At 40.5% G+C, this 18,391-nt stretch carries 7 protein-coding genes; all 7 read right to left on the reverse strand.

Features of this window, described 5'->3' with window-relative positions; genetic code table 11:
- Window positions 1–362: 362 nt before the first annotated feature.
- The 7 genes from EHW67_RS09075 to EHW67_RS09105 all read right to left on the reverse strand — a co-directional run bounded on the left by EHW67_RS09075 (window position 363) and on the right by EHW67_RS09105 (window position 18,294).
- Window positions 363–3,617, reverse strand: coding sequence for a glycoside hydrolase family 2 TIM barrel-domain containing protein (locus EHW67_RS09075; RefSeq protein ID WP_126162055.1), 3,255 nt, complete (start codon window positions 3,615–3,617; stop codon window positions 363–365).
- Between the two features lie 260 nt (window positions 3,618–3,877).
- Window positions 3,878–7,027: a DUF5107 domain-containing protein gene (locus tag EHW67_RS09080; RefSeq protein WP_126162056.1), complete on the reverse strand. Its 3,150-nt coding sequence runs from the start codon at window positions 7,025–7,027 to the stop codon at window positions 3,878–3,880.
- Between the two features lie 157 nt (window positions 7,028–7,184).
- Window positions 7,185–9,575, reverse strand: a complete 2,391-nt coding sequence (locus EHW67_RS09085; protein ID WP_126162057.1) for a glycoside hydrolase family 95 protein — start codon at window positions 9,573–9,575, stop codon at window positions 7,185–7,187.
- 35 nt (window positions 9,576–9,610) lie between these two features.
- The gene (locus EHW67_RS09090) at window positions 9,611–11,908 is read right to left on the reverse strand and encodes a glycosyl hydrolase family 95 catalytic domain-containing protein (protein WP_126162058.1); all 2,298 of its coding nucleotides are present in this window, start codon (window positions 11,906–11,908) and stop codon (window positions 9,611–9,613) included.
- 22 nt (window positions 11,909–11,930) lie between these two features.
- The gene (locus EHW67_RS09095; protein ID WP_126162059.1) at window positions 11,931–14,915 is read right to left on the reverse strand and encodes a glycoside hydrolase domain-containing protein; all 2,985 of its coding nucleotides are present in this window, start codon (window positions 14,913–14,915) and stop codon (window positions 11,931–11,933) included.
- A 53-nt stretch (window positions 14,916–14,968) separates the two neighbouring features.
- Window positions 14,969–15,700: a phytanoyl-CoA dioxygenase family protein gene (locus tag EHW67_RS09100; RefSeq protein ID WP_126162060.1), complete on the reverse strand. Its 732-nt coding sequence runs from the start codon at window positions 15,698–15,700 to the stop codon at window positions 14,969–14,971.
- Between the two features lie 62 nt (window positions 15,701–15,762).
- Window positions 15,763–18,294 carry an alpha-N-acetylglucosaminidase gene (locus tag EHW67_RS09105; RefSeq protein ID WP_126162061.1) on the reverse strand — a complete coding sequence of 844 codons (2,532 nt, stop codon included), beginning with the start codon at window positions 18,292–18,294 and terminating at the stop codon, window positions 15,763–15,765.
- Between the last annotated feature and the right edge of the window lie 97 nt (window positions 18,295–18,391).

The following is an 18,391-nucleotide window of genomic DNA, read 5'->3' on the forward strand; positions in this document are numbered from 1 at the left end:
ACGGAACACTAAAATAAAAGGTATATTAGAAACTAAATCTAAAGAAAGTCATGTTTTTAAGAAAGGCTGAGAAAAGACCACTTCTATTATTTCTCCCTAAATACTCGTATCCGCATGGCACACTATTATAAAGAATAGTAATATTGATAAAGCCTATTGAACATAATTATGAACTCATCAAGTAGGCACGCCATTGTTATTGGGATAGTCTCTATTGTTTTTTAAGAAAAAAGATCAATAGCTCTTTTATCGTGATTGGCTCCTAAATCACTTGCCCTAACTCCCCCAAAAGGAAGATTCTTAATGGTAATTTGAATCACTTCTTCCTAGGAATTAACTATTGCTGATCCTCATTAATCATTCTAAACTTTCTCTAGCACTATTTGCCCAATCATCAGATTACTTCCTTTTGTTGACTTAGATTTTAAAATTAGTTTTCCGTCATTACTATCCTCCCTCATAACATGGAATTTCACCCATTGTCCTCCTTTACCATTATGTTTTCCAAGTTTTACTTTTCTCCCCTCAAACTCAATAATACCTTCCCTTCCTTGATGGTTCCAGTCCTCGAAAAGTACGTAAAAACTACCTAAGATTCCACTAGGACAATCCAAAGTAATGGTCATATTCTTTCCATGCCATGCACTTCCTTCATTATCTTTCCAAACACCGTCCGATTGTACATGGTAATTCACATTTTCTTTTTGAATGACTACTTGATCGACCGCTTTGGACCATTCTTGATCAATATTCTTATCTTTTACCAATTCAGCAGATTTTATATGTATCAAAACGTTATGAAAGCCTTCATCCAATGTGGTTTCGGTGGCTTTGGGAATCATGGGAAAAAGTTCTTTGAGATATGCTTCATCAACAGCTAAAGTAGGGTTGAAATTGTCGGATTTCATGTACTTTATAAGACTATACTTTAATTGCTTTGCTGCAGGGGAATCATTGGTCGCAATATCGAAACCACACACCAAAAGACTGCCTTTTCCAACTTTGAACTCAAATATAGTTCCTTCTTTATTGTTTCGATGAAAATCATCCACTACCTGTACGATAGGCTTAAATTCTTGTGGGGTACTGTTTAGTACAAAGCCCTTAGAGGATTTCATTATAGATTCCCACTGCCAATCGCTGTGAAAAGAGGTCGGAAATTTTTTCATGGCGGAATGATCGTTCTGCACCAGTAATCCTATATTGGTTTTACCCTGACCAGGAAAAAATGTTAATGACCAGTATAAGGGATGAAAGTTTAGTTCCACACTATTATCATCGGTACCCAATTGATTTGCAAACAACAAAACCTTTTCACCATTTTTTAATGCTTTTAAGGCTTCCTCATGCAATGAATTTGCAAAGTGTATTCCACGGTCATCTATCTGTGGTAGGTTGGAAGGGTATACCCAAATATTCCACGTGTTCTTAAAACGGGAATCTTCCAATGCTAGGGAAATGGTTAATTTTTGGGCATGATCAATTGAACTTAAAGGAAAGTTAAACTTTCCTATATCGGTTAAACTGCCAATGTCCAAATCTTTGATGGGCCACCTTTCCTCCTTTAAAATACTACCCTTATCATTGACGATTGTTGCGATGATTATCCCGCCTTCAATGGGATACTGTCCATAATGGGAAATCTGTGCATTTGCCTCAAAAGTTTCATCCGTGTTCCAAACATATTTGTTCATTCGCAACAGTGGAACCGTTTCATCAAAATGTTGTTTAAATTTTTGAGGAGTCGTAATTCCCTTACTGTCCCAAAAGGCATCGAGCCATCCGATCAATGCTTCCCCCTGTCCCTGGTAGTCCTGCATACTCAATAATTGAACCCCAGCGCAACTTTTAGTCCTTAAAAATGACTCGATTTCATATTTGTACATTATTTGGTTCAGTGCTCCTGAAGCCATTTTAAAATCCCGGTCTTGATCTGCGATACCATTTCTCTCCGCAACTTCCTTAAATCCCTCAAAGTTCCTAGCCTTGAGTACACCGGTATATTTGTGGATTTCATCCCATGTAGGGTATACGGGCCATTGCCCAATCTCGTGTGCAATAATTGGTATGTTCATTTTAGAGTAAATATCCTCAAAATCCCAGTCGGTCTGTGGACCATTCAAACCTCTTGTACGTCCCACACCTTGAATATAATGGGTAGCCATATAGTCGTCTACGTCCGTTATTTTTCGGGCGGTTGAAACGGAATAAAGCCTTCTGTTGTCCATGGTCTTTAAGTCTGCTACCCATTCTTTCATTACATCGAAATCCGAATTGCCCAATTCGTTACCTATACAGAACATGGTAAATGATGGATGATTTCCGTAAGTGTCCACCACTCTATTCATTTCTTCGATAACAAAAGTGTCACGATCGGGATCCAACCCCAAACCTTTTGGATACCCTTTGGTATCCATCTCTGGCCTTCCCTTGGCTTTCATATCCTCACTCATCCACCAATCTATCCAAATGGAAGCTTCTGCTTGTAAATAGATTCCTACCCTGTTGGCTGCTTTAAAAGCTGCTTCGGGAGGACACCAGGAGTGGAAGCGAGCATGGTTAAGACCGTAATCCTTATATGTATTGAATATTTTTACCCAGTCCTCTATATTTGTAGATGGATACCCGGTGAGAGGAAAATGAACGCAATCTAGATTTCCCCGTAGAAAAACGGGATCTCCATTGATCGTAACGTTTGTGCCATTATGGCCTATTTCTTGGAAACCAAATTCTGTTTCATAATAATCGGAATACTTTTTTGTGGCGATTTTCGCAATAAGGATATAAACTGATGGATCAAATTCATTCCACTTCTTTAATTTGCCCTCGAGATCCAGGCTTATTTCAAGTTTATTTGAACCTTCCTTTATTTTCCTGGTAACGTTCAGTTCTCTAACTATTTCCTGTTTATCCAGCTCTCTTATTTGTAGTTGAATGTTGGCCTTTTCATCTTTATGCGCCGTTAAATCCAATTCTACCTTCAGTTGGTCTTTATCTATCAAAGAAAAGGTTCGAACACTGTGAATATAAGTAGGGTCTTGAGCTCTAATTTCTATTTTTCCAACTATACCGTTCCAAACGCTCTGGGTGTAGGCTCCGTAGGCATGCCCCTTATCTCCAATATTGTGGATCATTTCATTATCCACTTCAATGACCAGTTGATGTTTACCAGGAGAAAGAGGTCCAACATGGTGCATATGAGGAGTTCCCAGTGCATCTTGGGTACTAATATTTTTCCCGTCGATGATTACTTTGGATTGCCATAATACGCGTTCTAGGAAAATGGTAAGCTGTTTGTTCTTCCAATTTTCGGGGATTATTATTTCTTTCTCAAAAACGGCCACTCCTAGATATTTATATTCAGGAGTAAGTACCCCATACTCCGACCCTTCCGTTTTTATACCAAAACCTTGTTGGGCGAGCGAAGACGGTAACTGAATAATCCCCTCCAATTTATTATTTCCTACGGAATTATCATCAGTATTAATCGCTGAATTTAAGGTTACCTTCCATGCGCCAGATAAATCTATACTTTGTTCTTGTGCATTCAAAGGAAATATAATCATCAAAGCTATTACTATACCCGTGATTGCACTATTCTTTATTCGCCTGTCCATAAAACTATTTTATTTTATATTTTAAATTTCAATGGTCCGATAAATGAAATGGTTTGCCAAACTCTGTTAATCCTATCTCATAAACAGAAAAGTAGATGATATATGTTTTCAACTTTTTCAATATATACTATATTAGGACTTTAGTTGAAAGCATTGTCGACTTTCCAAAACTAGGACTGTTAGATAGCTCATGAAATCATTAAGACTAAATAAATCCCGTCATACTGGACATCAAAAATCAACCGAAAGATCAATTTAATTTATTCTCCAGTAGCCACTATTTTTGAAAAGGCTTCAGCCAATTCCGAAACTAGCACATACTCCTCATCAACGAATTTGGTGTCGTAGGCGTGTACCTTTTCATTCGAACTAAGTATAGCCTTCTTAACAGCTTCATGATCGGCATCCTTATACCGGGCAACCGCCCATTCCAAGTATTGGTTATCACTTAGTTCTTTTGATATTTTTTGTAATAATTCCTGTATCTGATTATTTCTTTTAAACTTCTCCAGCACGACTAATTGGAAGTACAGTTTTGAACTTTCATGAAGGTAGTCCGGAGTTTGATGTGACATAATCCTCTCAAAATACTTTTCAGCTTCTTCCGGCTCTCCTTTCTTGTTATAGGCCAGGGCCAAAAGATAATTATCCAATCGCTCGTCCACATCGTAATGTTTCCCCACCCCTAGATTTTTGGGCCACAATTTGGCTTTCTGTGCGTAGAAAATGGCCGCATCGTAGTCTTGGGCCAACAACGATTGCATGGCCAAGCGTACACAGGTCTCATGGTAGACCGTCCTGCCTTCCGTTGCCCCTTCAAATGGCAGCACATTAAAGGTTTCAAGAAAATTCAAACCGGCCTTATACTCCTTTAATTGCAAAAGTATTTTTGCATAGCGCATGCCCAAAACCGCCTTTTCCGGATATCTGGACAAGGCCTTTTTTGTGAGTTTTTTGGCGGCCTTCCATTGATCGGTTTCCATGTAGTGCTCTATCCATGCAAGCTGTACCCGCCAATTTTTATTATCTAGATCAACTGCACGTTCAAGGGCTTCAAGCCTAGTCTCCGCACTTCCCGGGAACAATTTGATCTTTGCCAAATAAAAGGGTACAAAATCCGGTTCATTGCCACATTGCAAGAACAACTTCTTGGCCTCTTCCAAATTTCCCTTGCTCCATTGTTGTAAAGCCAGGTAATACTTAAACTTCCAGTGATCGTTTTTCTTTAGGAACTTCCTTAGTACCTTAGCGGTCTCAGTTCTATGGGGAAATACCATCTCCGCATCCATGGCTATCACCTCTTCCAATAGATTTTTCCGATCTCCCTGACCCAAATGGGCCATGAACAGGGCTACGATAGGATGAGTGGGCGACATTTTGAGTATTTGTAATGCCTCCTTCTCTGCCCCATAGGCCATGTATTGCAATGCCACCTCTAAATAAGATTCATATGCCAGTTCGTTGGTGATCTTTGCCTGGACTTCTTCCTGGGTGAGAGTTCCCAAAAAGTAATTTTCAAAAGCATGGGTTAAATTGGTGGCATCCTGCTCGTAAATTTTTGCCAGTACCCTCTCTCCTTCTTTTACATGGTCCATTTTCCTCAACAGTATTGCCCTAAGTTCCATTGCGGAAATAGCATGGGCATTATAGGTTAAGGCCATATGCGTATATTCCAGCGCTTTGACATATAGCCCTTCCTTCATAAAAAGTTTTGCCAATTCCGTATAGGAAGCGGTTCGCATACCCACGGATTGGGAGGCAATGGAAAAGCCGCTTTTGGCATCGGCCGGGTTGCCCAAGGAAGTATTGGCCAGTCCGTATATATAATTCGCCAGTCCGTCATAGGTATCTATTGCCAAGGCTTTTTTGGAGAGCTCCAAGGTCTTTTCCCAATTTTCCATTCGGTAATAACTCAGTCCCAATCTGCTTAATGTAGGGACATGGGTAGCTTCTGTTTCAAAGCTTTTCAAATAGGTTTCATGGGCCTCGGTATACCTTCGTTGTTTTTCAAGTTCCAGGCCTTTTACATACAGTCCGTATGCAGATTCCCAATCGAATGCCGTTTCTGGTTCATAGGGACGGTCCAGAATGGCTGAAGCATCATCGGAATTGTAGACCAATAAAAGATCACCAATCACCACTTGGATTTCCTGGTCCCCTTCAATGTTCAAGGTCTCTGCATATAGGTCTAAGGTGCTTAACTCCAGGTCCCTTCTAAAATGCGTCCTAGTTCTTGTCCGCACTTCCATATAGGTGTCCAATGGCTGTAGGGCACTTAATCGGATTTCAAGGCTGCTACCTTTTCTCTTTACATTCAAAACCCCATATTCCGATGCGGCGACCATCCCTTTGGTCCCTTTAAGGGGAAACCATAGCTCTTTGGCAATATCCACATCATGGGGCATAAATTCCCGATGCTTAAATGGTGTAAAAGTACTGCTATTGGCAGCTTGGTTAAAGAGTTTTCCTGCCTGGTATTCTATATACTGCCCATTGGAATCGGTCAACAGCTCTTCCCATATCATACCTTGATCGGACAATCCCCATATCCATATCTTCTTTCCTGGCTTATCTACGTAATCGGCATAATGCCCGAACCCAAAATCATCTTCCTGCCAGTAACCGCCAAAATAGTCCGAATAACTATCGATTATATGGTACGATTTATAGATTCCAAAATCATTGTTTTCGTATCGTGAGATATCCCTGCCGGAATCTATGGGCCATTCTCCCAGTTCCCCGCCATGTCCGATTCTTTTGTTGCCGGGATAGATAAACTCCAGGTCACCATCGGCCTTGGCCGCGGCATTCATCCAATGGTAATACGTTACCGGAACCTCACTGGAATTTTCCCATGTGGCGATAGTTTCAAAATAGGCCCTGTCCGGGTGCAGTTTTATCTCTACGTTCCATTTGGTCCTAGATGGCAGGTCCAGTGCTCCCACCACACAGGATACACTCCCATTCGGATACTCCTTTAAAGCATAGTCTACTGGGGTTGCACAGGTAGGGATATGACCGATATCCCCAAAGTTGTATTCCAATCCACCAGAGGTCCACGCCCCGCGCATGGCCACATCCCTGAATTTCACTACCTCGTTAAAATACATGAATTCCTTTCCCGTGGATTTCTCTATGGCACCCCATATCTTCCCCCCTACTTCCGGGGATACGTAAACCTTGATATAGTCGTTCTCCAAGACCACCATTTTCCAATCCCGATACTCCCCCTGGTCCGTATAGCCGTCAAAGCGAAAATAAGGATAGATACGGTTTATATTGGGTACGGGATCAGGGTCCCCGAACATATAGGTTTTCATGTTCAGATTTTCTTCCCGAACCGTGGCTTTTTGTGAATATATGGCATGCATCATAGAAAATGTGACAATAAGTACATTCAAATATTTCATCTTGTTATTATAATTAACACTTTATATTTGTCTATTCAAATACTGTCATTACAAACTATTTACCTCTTGTTATTTACCCCTAATTATAGATTCTCTAGACAATACGGCAATCTAGATAAGTAGTTTGAATATATTCAGTTTAATCTCTTCAATTTCATTAATTCACCATCAGACTACCATCAAGATTTAGAACCTTCCCAGCCTTCAAATCAAAACGAATTACCTCATTATGATAGCGAATTTTAACAGTTTGATCATGGTCGCATTTTAACGTAAGCTTGTCTAGCTTTCCATGTGACCATGCCATATCTACTTCTATTCCACCACGCGCCTTCAGGCCACCAATCTTTCCCGTAGACCATGCTTTGGGGAGTGCTGGTAATATGTGTATTTCTCCTGAATGTGATTGCAAAAGCATTTCGGCCATTCCTGCCGTAGCCCCCATATTCCCATCTAACTGAAAAGGAGGGTGCGTAGAAAATAGATTATTATATACACCTCCGCCATCCATCATATTTACACCACCTGTCTGGGTTAGCTGCATGGCTCTATTTAACAGCTTATAGGAACGGTCCCCATCCAACAAACGTGCCCAAAAATTTATCTTCCAGCCAATAGACCATCCGGTACCGTCATCCCCCCTGGCGTTCAGGGATACTCTGGCAGCATTTACCAAATCTGGTGTTCTAACTGTATTCACTTGCGTTCCCGGATATAGAGCGTATAGATGGGATACGTGACGATGTTTATTTGTCGGGTCATCAACGTCTTCTTTCCATTCCTGCAATTGTCCCCATTTCCCGATTTTCAATGGTAATAACTTTGATTTTGCAGCAATCAACTTTTCTTTAAACCCATTGTCCAAGCCGAGGTCTTCGCAAGCCTTAATACAGTTCGCAAAAATATCCCATGTAATCTCAATGTCCATATAGGCTCCAGTAGAAATCCCACCATGTTCAGGAGAATAGGAAGGAGAGGAAACCAAAAATCCGTCTTCATCTTCTGTAAGGTAATCCAACCAAAATTGGGCGGCCTCCTTCATTATAGGATAGCCCTTTTCTTTTAGATAATTACGGTCGCCCGAAAACTCGTAATGTTCCCAAACATGTCTACTATACCAAGCTGCACCAGCTGGAAAAAACCCCCAGGGGAATCCCCATCCTGGAGCGGTATATCCAAATGGATTGTTCATTGTGTTGACTATCCATCCTTCGGCATTAAAAAAATCTCTTGCTGATTTACGGCCAGGAGGCCTTAGTTTATCTATGTACTCTATAAGTGGTTCATGACATTCCGATAAATTGGTAATTTCCGCGGGCCAATAGATCATTTGGATATTGATATTGGCATGGTAATCACTGGCCCAAGGGGGATTTGTCATATTGTTCCACTTCCCTTGTAAATTGGCAGGCATGGTCCCGGGACGAGAACTACTGATTAGCAGGTATCTCCCGTATTGAAAGTACAACGTCTCCAAGTAGGGATCCTCACCACCACTCGCGTACAACCTTAACCTTTCATCTGTGGGTATATTATCTTTATCCACACCATCCAAAGTGAAATCTACACGCGAAAATAAATTGGAATAATCCGTTAAATGCTCCGACAAAAGCGCATCGTACCCCTTACTTAAAACTGTCTCAATTGTTTTTTTGTTCAACTCCTTATACTTTCTACCTGAATAATGTGGATACTCATTTTTATAATCGGTAGAAGCGGTTAGGTACAATGTGAGATTATTGGCCGATTTCACACTCAATTTCCCATCTGTAAAAGGAAGGATTTTTCCGTCAGATTCTACCACTACCCTACTTTCAAATCCCATCCTATTGTTTTCAAGATACCCAGACATTACAAGCTGTCCGTCTTTATACGAAATGTCCACATTTTTATGTTCGGTTGTTTGTCTAAGGACGTAGTCAACCCCTTGGGGATTATCATTTTGAAAACGGAAAACCAAAGTTCTACTGGGGTAATTAGCAAAGTATTCCCGTTTATGACTGACACCTTCAGTTATATATTTAACGGTAGCGATCCCTTTTGAAATATTAAGTTCCCTACTATAGTTGCTGGGGGATCCTGATGATTGAGGTCTTACAAACAAATCTCCGAAAGGCTGATAAGCCCCATATCCTTCCCATACACTATTGCCCTTGTCGGCCTTGATCACACCCGTTAGTTCCCTGTTCGCGAGCTGATGTGCTTCTTCATATTTACCAGAATCGAGCAATCTTCTAACCTCGGGCAAATGTTTGTGGGCGCCTTCCCTATTTCCGCCATTGTATTCATTCCACTCCCCCTTTCCTCCAGTCCATAGGGTCTCTTCATTAAACTGTATATGCTCCTCTTCAATTCCTCCAAAAAACATAGCACCCAAATATCCATTACCAATCGGCAGGGCCTCCTTCATCCAGGAATGGGCCGGTTGTTTATACCATAGTTTCGGATCTTTCGATTCCTGCCCAAATGAAAATACAGAATTTAGGAAAATAACAAATGTGGTTAGAAGAAAAGTACATGTCGTTCTTTTTGAATTGCTGAATATCATATTAATTTACAGTTAATTATATTGACCAATGGCGGTTATTTTTTTATAAGAGTTATATTAACGTCAACTTCTGTTTCAAAGGTCAAGATATTTCCTTCTTTTTGATGTTTAGCAGAGCTTTCAAAGCTATCCGTAAAGGGGTTTTGAACTTTTATGGTCCCACCTTTCAAAGATTGAATCTCAACCCTAATTATCTCCCCTGATTTCATTTCTGCAGAGACCAAGAAAGCACCTTCCGTTCTAAGTTGATCAAATGCCACATTCTTCCAATTATTGGGTATGGCCGGGAAAATCTTTACCACACCGGTATGACTTTGAATGAGCATTTCATGTATACCGGCTGCAAAAGCAAAATTCCCTTCCAACGTAAAAGGCCTATAGGTAAAATTGGATTTTCCAGTTCCCGATTGGTCCCCATTTGCATGAAAACTGTTTGGAAGTACAAATGAGGTGGCAAAATCCTTAAGCGCCTTGGCCGCTCCTTCTCCGTCCAGAGCCCTTGCTTTTATACTCCCCAACCAACTAAAAGAGTACCCTGTCCATTGACTACTGCCAATTGCCTCTAAATTCTCAATGGTTTTCCGAATTATCTCCATATCCCCTTCCCCTTTGGAAGGGTCTATCAATCCTAGTGGGTGAATTGCCATTAAATGAGAAAAGTGACGGTGAGATTCCTGATAGGGTAAATTAGTTGAGAACATAAGCCCACTATCATCCACCGCATACTCCGGCCATGCTTTCAATTCATTCTTCCATTTACTGGCTTCTTCCATTAGCCCTAGCTCCATGGCAAGTTCAGCCGCGTGCAAATATGTCCATCTGACAAGTGACAGATCAAAATTGGTCATTTCCCCAAACCAGGCTTTATGCGAATTGTTATGGATTTCTGGGCTGGAGCTCAAAGGGAGTTTTCTTTTACCTTCATCGCCCAAAACGGACAGTTCATTGAAATGAATGGCCACGTCCTTGATCCAAGGATAAGCTTGCTCTTTCAGGAAATCACGATCCATACTATAGCGCCAATGCCAATAGAAATGTTGTCCCAGCCATGCTCCTACGGTTGGACCAAAAGAATACTGTATCCAACCTCCCATGGGTTCCCCGGTCAATGTGGTAACCCCAGGCACATTGAGACCGTTTGTTCCATAGAATTGCTTTGTATATTTCTTAAACGTAGGTTTATACTGAATTAGCCAATCTATAAAGCCTTGTTCCAAATCCAAATGATTTCCTGAATAAGTGGGCCAATAACTAAGCTGTGTATTTAAGTCGTGATGAAAGTCACCTTTCCAGGGCGGAAGTTTGCCATTATCGGCTGTCCAAACGCTTTGCAAAGAAATTGGCGCAGCGCCTTGACGTGCTGCAGATCCCAATTTGTACATTTCCATATACCATTGGTTCTGTAGTATGGTATCGGGAATTGAAATACTTGATTGGTTCCAAAACCCATGCCACCATATTGTATGGTCTTCAATAGGTTTCCCAATACCCTTGGAAAAGGAAGTCTCTACTATCTCCGTTGCGGTGGTTACAATTTCCTCTTTTGTTTTTTGGGAACTAATACTCCAACTTCCCAAAAGAGCGTCCGATCTGTCCTCCCATTTAGTATACACTTGAAAACTAAACTCATCCCATCCTGTTTGGTTATAAGTAATGGAATTGTCCATGTGTGAGACTGTTCCTTCCTTATACCCCAATCTCCTAAGATCTTGTCCACTTACGGGATCTACCACTGTGGATTCCTTAGCATCGAAATACGGCGGAGGTACAATAGTTGGCCGAATAGGTGTTTTCAAATTTTCAAATTGATACCAACCAATGGGTTCTGTGGCATGCACAAAAGTTTTTAAAATTGTTCCATTTTTCCATTCAACAATACACGTAGCAGATGCCAAGTTAAGCTTAACGTTCTTAATTTCCCCAAGCCCGCTGATATCAAACTCTAGTGCCCCACCTGGTATCTTGGATGGTGCAGGTGAGTTATCATAGGGGGCATCATATTTATCCTGAACATTTTTATAGGTATTGTTCTTCCATTGGTCATGCACCCACCTAAAGTCGAAATCCTGAAAATTCAAATTTTCCATGGGACGAAGATCCCAGAGATCCGAACGATCCAGCGAAAATCTAAGCTTTCCATCTTTTTGCCATACCAATGCCCCCAAGGTTGCATTTCCCAAGGGTATTCCCTCATCCCAGGTTGTTGCCAGCCCACCAAACTCCAGCTTGTAATCGGGAAGTCTGTCCGCCTTAGCAGTTCTTTCATGTTCTTCGGAACATGAAGCAAATAAGGCCAATGTTAAAAGGCAACATATAATTGTATTTAATGACATCTTTCTATGCATCTTTTAGTTTTTATAATTCAACAATTAATAGCCAGCCTTTGGTTGGCTCGATAGGAATTTCTTCATCTATGGAAAATGTTCTTTCGGGTTGGAAATCTTCAATTTTAGGAGCGATTATTCGAACTTTATTTTTATCTAACCCAACAGCTTCCCAGTCTAAATCCAACTTTATATTTACGGTTTCATTTGCCCAACTCGCTACTGAAATCATCACCTTGCCTTCCTTAACGTAAGCGGTTGCCTTAACATCTTCCCGACTGCAGAATACGACAGGATCCCTATCCCAATAACCTATCATTTTAGATTCGGCGATTCCAAAATCGTCCCACACCTTCCAAATGCCCCTGGGGTCACAGCTTACACCCTCTGTGAACCATGGATATCGAACTGTCATGCCATAAACCATCCCTCGCCAAGGGTTGCCACCGGCATGCAGCATATCCCCCATGTGTCCAAAAGGGATTCCGGATACTTCCACGAGCCAATTTTCGGGGGGCATTTCATCATAATGAAATGATTCCCCGAACCACAATTTATCCAAATATGGAAAAAACTCTGCATATTGATTGGCCGGCCCCTTAGAAAATCCAGTATTGGAATGTAGATCTATCATAGACCCTGGCTTCTCACTATCCAAGATTTTACGCATCCGTTTTAAGATTCGTCTATCGTAGGTAACATCATCCAGATATAAACCGTCTATATCCATATTTTTCAGCAACCAAGAAAGACCTTCCAAATAGTAATTATACCAACGTGAATCTCCTGGAGCATTTATTATTGACGCATCAATACCATTTTCCAATGGAGAATACCATTGTGTATTATAATCGGTGACCAAATGCTCTTGCAACCAAGGGTATCCACCCCCTTTTCCGGTTCCCAAGATCTCGTTGCCTAAACTACGTAATGCCCATATTTCTGTAGCATGATTAGACAGTTCCCTTATGGTATAGTAAATCTTCACCCTAAGATTCTTGGCATGCATTTCATTCACAAAGCCACGCATTTCCTTTGTATTTATAAAAGGATAGTTGATAAAGGGATTGTATTTATTGGCATGGTGAACATTAATAATTTTCACGCCATCCGTTATCTCTTCCTCTTTGGGTTTGGGAGCCAAGCCATTATGGTAATATCTATTTGTGAACTGTGCCTTGCTATCTACTTCCTTAACGGGCGTAATCAAAAAAGATAGTTCAAAAACCAATTCTTCCCCTTTGGCAAATGTTCGTTTTCCCGAGAATACGGTTGCCATCGTTTCTTCTTCTTTCTTCTCTATAGAGAATCCGCCCTTACCATCATTATCCCAACTTTTGGGTGGTTCTGGCTTATAGAGATTTAATAGTGGACCATGGTACTCCCCTCCACGTAGCTCAACATGCAAACCTCCATAGCTGTTTCCCACCCAAAAACTATCTTGGGGCCCACTCCACTTCGCTTGGTGTTGCCTAGGGACTTTTGTTCCCGGCAATCCCATACCCATCATATACTCTGCTACGGATGACTGAAAGGGTATCTGTAATTTAAAGTCTTCTAGGTCAACATCCGACTGGGCATGTAATTTGATCTTATAATTAATATGTCCATCAAACTCTAAAGTTGATTCTGTTTCTATATCAAAGTTCTGGGTATTGGAAGAATACCTATTTACCACCACTCCCGATTTGCCGATCGTGGATACTTGTTTTTCATTCTTAATATGCTCCCCATCCAATACAAACTTAATAGGACCCGCTAATATTTCTGTGTCCCAAGCTTTTATGGAGGTCGGCAACCCACCGTCACCGTACTCGATATTTTTACCCAAGAGCTTCCAGGTATTGTCTAACTTGTCCGTGTCAATAGATGTATACGCAACGGTAGGCTCATCATCGATCCCAATTGTAGAGTTTAACCACCTTAGTCTAGAATGTCTCCAAGGCTCATCATCACCACGACTTGCAATTATCCGATCTTCTATATTTAAGCCAATAGTAATATTTTGGTCTGGTTGACCATTGGCTTTTACTGTAATGTTACCGGTATAGAGCCCAGCCTTAATATCTTTTGGAATATCTACTCCAACCCATAATGGCTGCACCTTTCCTTTAGCAACTTTAACTTGTTTTGTAAAGGAATTTCCATAGGGATCTACTCCATGGGTATTAAAACAAGTAAAAACACGTTCCGACAACGTATCACCATTTGACGATTTTAAGTTAGAGAATTCCAGTCTAATATTCTCCAAGGCAATTTTAGAGGCATAAATACCTATTTGAAAAGTATAGTATTCATGCCGTTGAGCACTTCCTTTAAAATGCTGTTCAATTCCATTCTCTATCCACTTAAAAGGCAGATGATCCCGCATTTTTATTGGATATTTCCTATCCTCAGGAATAGCGATATAAGCCGATTCTGCTGTACTAACAAATTCTTCCAATTCTTCTTGTGTTGCTACCACCTCCATGGGGTAGAAGGAATCAAAATCCGTTCTTGATTGTATTTCTTTGCAAGTGGCTTTTGGTAACTTACGCAATCTCTTTGCATTACTAAGCTTATTATCTGTTACCCACAGCAGATCTGGTGATTTTTCCTGTTCTAGATATCCATATTTATAATAGCCCCATTCGGGGTCTGGTTTATAGGGTAAGTAATAAAATAGGTGCTCTCCCTTTTCTGCAGGCCCAAAAACCAATTCACATTTTTCATTATTAATCTCTATTCGGTGAATGTTTTTAATAGTTTCACCTGTCCGTGAATTGATAATTACAAATTGCCGCTTTTCTGGATTTTTATCATGGCGCCTCCAACTAAAGTTCACTTTAACGGCTTCCGCTTTATTAGGCACTTCTAAAATTGCCCTATGGTTTCCAAGACCTGCCTCCCATGGGGTTTCAGCTACGCTGTATTCTACTTCGGACTGAGAGTAGCCTAAATAACTAAATACACTAAAAAGAACAATAAATAATGATTGTCTGGAATTAATAAGAATTAAACTCTTTATATTTTTCATTTATACGATTCGTTTTTGAAATATCAATTAAATGCAATAGAACAATTGAACATTCATTGTTTAACTTTTCTATCCCCTGTATGATCTACCCCTTTAGAACGTTCCAAGGAGATCATCGCCTTAGGCCTGAAATTCGTGATAATGGCCCGCCTGTTATCGTTGGTAGAGTTACCCCTACTGTAATGTAACGTACCTCCTTGGTGAAAAACACAAGATCCAGGAGACAATTCTATACATACAGAATTTTCCTCACTTCCCTCGCATTTAAGTGCCCCTTTGTTGCCAGTCTGCTCATGTTGTAAAATTTCTGAGAGGTGAGATTTTGGCGTATACCACATACAGCCATTCTCCTTATAGGCATGATCAATAGCCACCCAACAACTTGCTGCCCTTTTATCGGGCATATTAATCCAATATGCCGCATCTTGATGCCATGGGGTTATAGTATTGGTATTAGGGGCCTTATTGATAAGCATATCAAAGTCCAGTGCAATATCATCACCCATTAGTTCTTGGGCCATTCTTAAAGATTTGATATGCAATACCTTTTCCAACATTTCCGGTACTATTTTACTCGGAACCATAATTTGAGTTATGTTCTCCTTGGCGGCGTCATCGGATCCTGATAAATCTGACCGGTATTTTGAGGCATCAATTCTATTATCTAAAAATGAATCATAAAGATTACTATAGTAAGTGACCTCTGACTCATTCAACAAATTGTCAATGACCAGATATCCCTCTTCTTCAAAAAATGTTATTTGCTGTTTAGTTAATAATTTCATAGTGCTTTTTTGTTAATGTAAATCATAGTCCATCTTTTCAACTTACCGATACCATTGTTGTTTTATTCTTCAAGAATTAAAATCACCTTGCCTTTCGCTTGTAGTTCACCATTTTTTCCATCTATAGTCACTTTTAGGGAGGCACCGTTATTTGCCCTTACTCCCATTTCCAACTTTACGGAATAGATAGCGCTAGGGTTATCTGTGTTCAAAGAACCGGTCTTTGGGTTATTAAAAACTACTTTGCCATCCGCTATTAAGGACATATCCTTTAGAATCACAGTGGAATTTCCGCTTGTATAAATAAATTTAACCTCTTTGATCTTTTGCAAATACTCTCTTTTAAGAGGCCATTCCATGGAGTTATCCTTTGAAGACCAGTCACCCACCACAATGTCATCTTCTTTTACCATATTGGGAATAGGTCTTTCTATAGCTTGTTGTACCAACTTTTTTGCCGATTCTAAGGGATCAGCAAAAGGCTCAATCCTACTCACTCCTTTACCCCTCACCCAGGCATCCTCAAAAGCTCTGTTATCATAGGTCTCGTTCATCCTTAAACTTTCTAATTTACCGGCCATTCTGGGGAGATAATAATCCCGGATTAAACCTCCCCACATTCTGGCTGCATAATCATTGACCCCTAACTTCAGTTTTGGTGGCCCCCAAACAGTAAGTATACGCCTTGCATCCTCTTCATATTGGTCCTGTTGAGCTTCATCTTGGCTTGTCCCCCTGGCGAAGTCGATCCAGCGTTGCAGGCTTAAAGTAGGGTGATTCTCCAACAATCGGTCTGCATCTGTAAGGTACTGCAAGGCCCTATTACCAGCTTTGTCCCTAGTTTCAAAATCCATATTCTGATGTGCTTCATAAGCATACCCAAACCAATCCTCAGCTTTGTGACATAACACCGTAGCTGCAAACTCTAAGGCATCGGCTTTATACAATTCAGAATCTCCCAACTCATCGGAACAAGAAAGAAACTTATCTATTGCTTTGAAGATACGGGGGTCTTTATTTATAGTTCCCGTGGACCATGAGCCTCCATTACCTTGAAAACCAAATCGAGGATGATCGGTCATCGTTCCATAGCTTGTTTTTCTTAATAACTGCCATGCTTCTTCCATGGCAGGGGGACAGTCACCGTAGCGTGCCCTGGAATAATCATTATACCATGTATCCAAATCAATGGATTCACTTCTCCATGCCATATCCGATACCAATTCGAAGGTGACCTCATTGTTTTCAATCCCTTCAGGGGCAAAACCAAAACCAGCATTGCTTTTCATATAGGGCGACTTCAAAAGCTCTATTGGATTTGTTGCATAATAATCATGTACCCCGGTATGGCCAGTTTTTCCTCCACTATTGAGCATAAAACCATAGACCCATGGTTTATTGTTATAGCCTTCAAATACCTCATAGTTAAAACCGTTTTTATAGGCAATACCGTTATACTCGTATGCATAATCCAGAATCATTAATTTGTCATCAGGAATTTTGCTGAAAAGTGCATTGGCTGTTTCCTTGTTCCATATATTTCTTTGATAGGTAAACATCCATCCCTGCACAACCCATACGGCATCAGGGTTTCCTGATTTAAGTGACTCATAGATAGAACTTCCATATTCGGCCAAAAGTTCGGTTACCGGTCTATCCGTTTTTGGTAGGTCCATTTCATTAAAACTATCGGCCAAATAGTATTTCCCTTTTCCAAATTCCTTTTCCCACTCCTCAATAAAAAGTTTCCCTATTTTATCAAATAAGGGTGTTTTTGGACTTATCAAGGCCCCTTGATATTTCTCTGGAAAACCTCCCCAACTTACCGATAACAATTTATCTTCAGGAAAAATCCGACTAATATCCTTAGGTACAAATCCGGCAAAGGCCGGAAGGATAGGGTTCATGCTTAGTTCTTTTACCCTATTCAATATTTTATGTTGCAGTGCTATTTGCCCCTTATGCCATTCTTTCGTTAACAATTCACCACCCAAATTATTTACATTGCCCATTCGTTGCCAAGGCAGTAATGATGGAGCCGTATAAAATCTATCTATTTCGTCTTGTGTAAGCCCCAACCTTTTCCACACGCGTGTTGCTATAGCTTCATTGGCCACCAAGGCTAAAGGGAAGTTCATACCATGCAATGCCATCCAGTCTATTTCCTTTTCCCACCGTTCCCAATCCCAGTAGGGTGTTGAATAGCCGAATGCACAGACATTTAAGTAATATCTGTTCTTGTACGGGGAAGTTATTGTTTTTTCAAGTTCGGGCAATTTCTCCGGTATATTGATATTCTCCCCAGACCAACTTACCATGGAATTCGTAGCATTCTTTAAATAATCATATGCACCTCTAGTCAAAGAAGTAACCGAGTTTCCGGTAACAACCACCTTATTTTTTTCTACACTGATTCCATAAGTATCCAATGTATCCTTTTCATTGTATTTAAAAATAAATTTGGATGCGTTTTCCGAACCCAAAGTTCTTTTCAAAACATTATGAGCAGCCAATTCTTCAGGTCTCCGGTTCTCATAGGAATTACATGAAACCACTATTAGAACAAGTAAAATAAATTGTAATCTCCAGATCATGACAATTGTCTTAATTAAATTTTAATGCTATACTCAACAAGTGAGATTTAAATGCCCTCTCTTTTCCTACTAGTTCAGGGGGCGTCGAAATGTTATA

Source organism: Arenibacter aquaticus (assembly GCF_003957295.1).
Lineage (GTDB): Bacteria > Bacteroidota > Bacteroidia > Flavobacteriales > Flavobacteriaceae > Arenibacter > Arenibacter aquaticus.

Coding starts and splice junctions, on each gene's coding strand:
- EHW67_RS09075 (WP_126162055.1), bottom strand. CDS start 3,617: ATGGACAGGCGAATAAAGAATAGTGCAATCACGGGTATAGTAATAGCT.
- EHW67_RS09080 (WP_126162056.1), bottom strand. CDS start 7,027: ATGAAATATTTGAATGTACTTATTGTCACATTTTCTATGATGCATGCC.
- EHW67_RS09085 (WP_126162057.1), bottom strand. CDS start 9,575: ATGATATTCAGCAATTCAAAAAGAACGACATGTACTTTTCTTCTAACC.
- EHW67_RS09090 (WP_126162058.1), bottom strand. CDS start 11,908: ATGTCATTAAATACAATTATATGTTGCCTTTTAACATTGGCCTTATTT.
- EHW67_RS09095 (WP_126162059.1), bottom strand. CDS start 14,915: ATGAAAAATATAAAGAGTTTAATTCTTATTAATTCCAGACAATCATTA.
- EHW67_RS09100 (WP_126162060.1), bottom strand. CDS start 15,700: ATGAAATTATTAACTAAACAGCAAATAACATTTTTTGAAGAAGAGGGA.
- EHW67_RS09105 (WP_126162061.1), bottom strand. CDS start 18,294: ATGATCTGGAGATTACAATTTATTTTACTTGTTCTAATAGTGGTTTCA.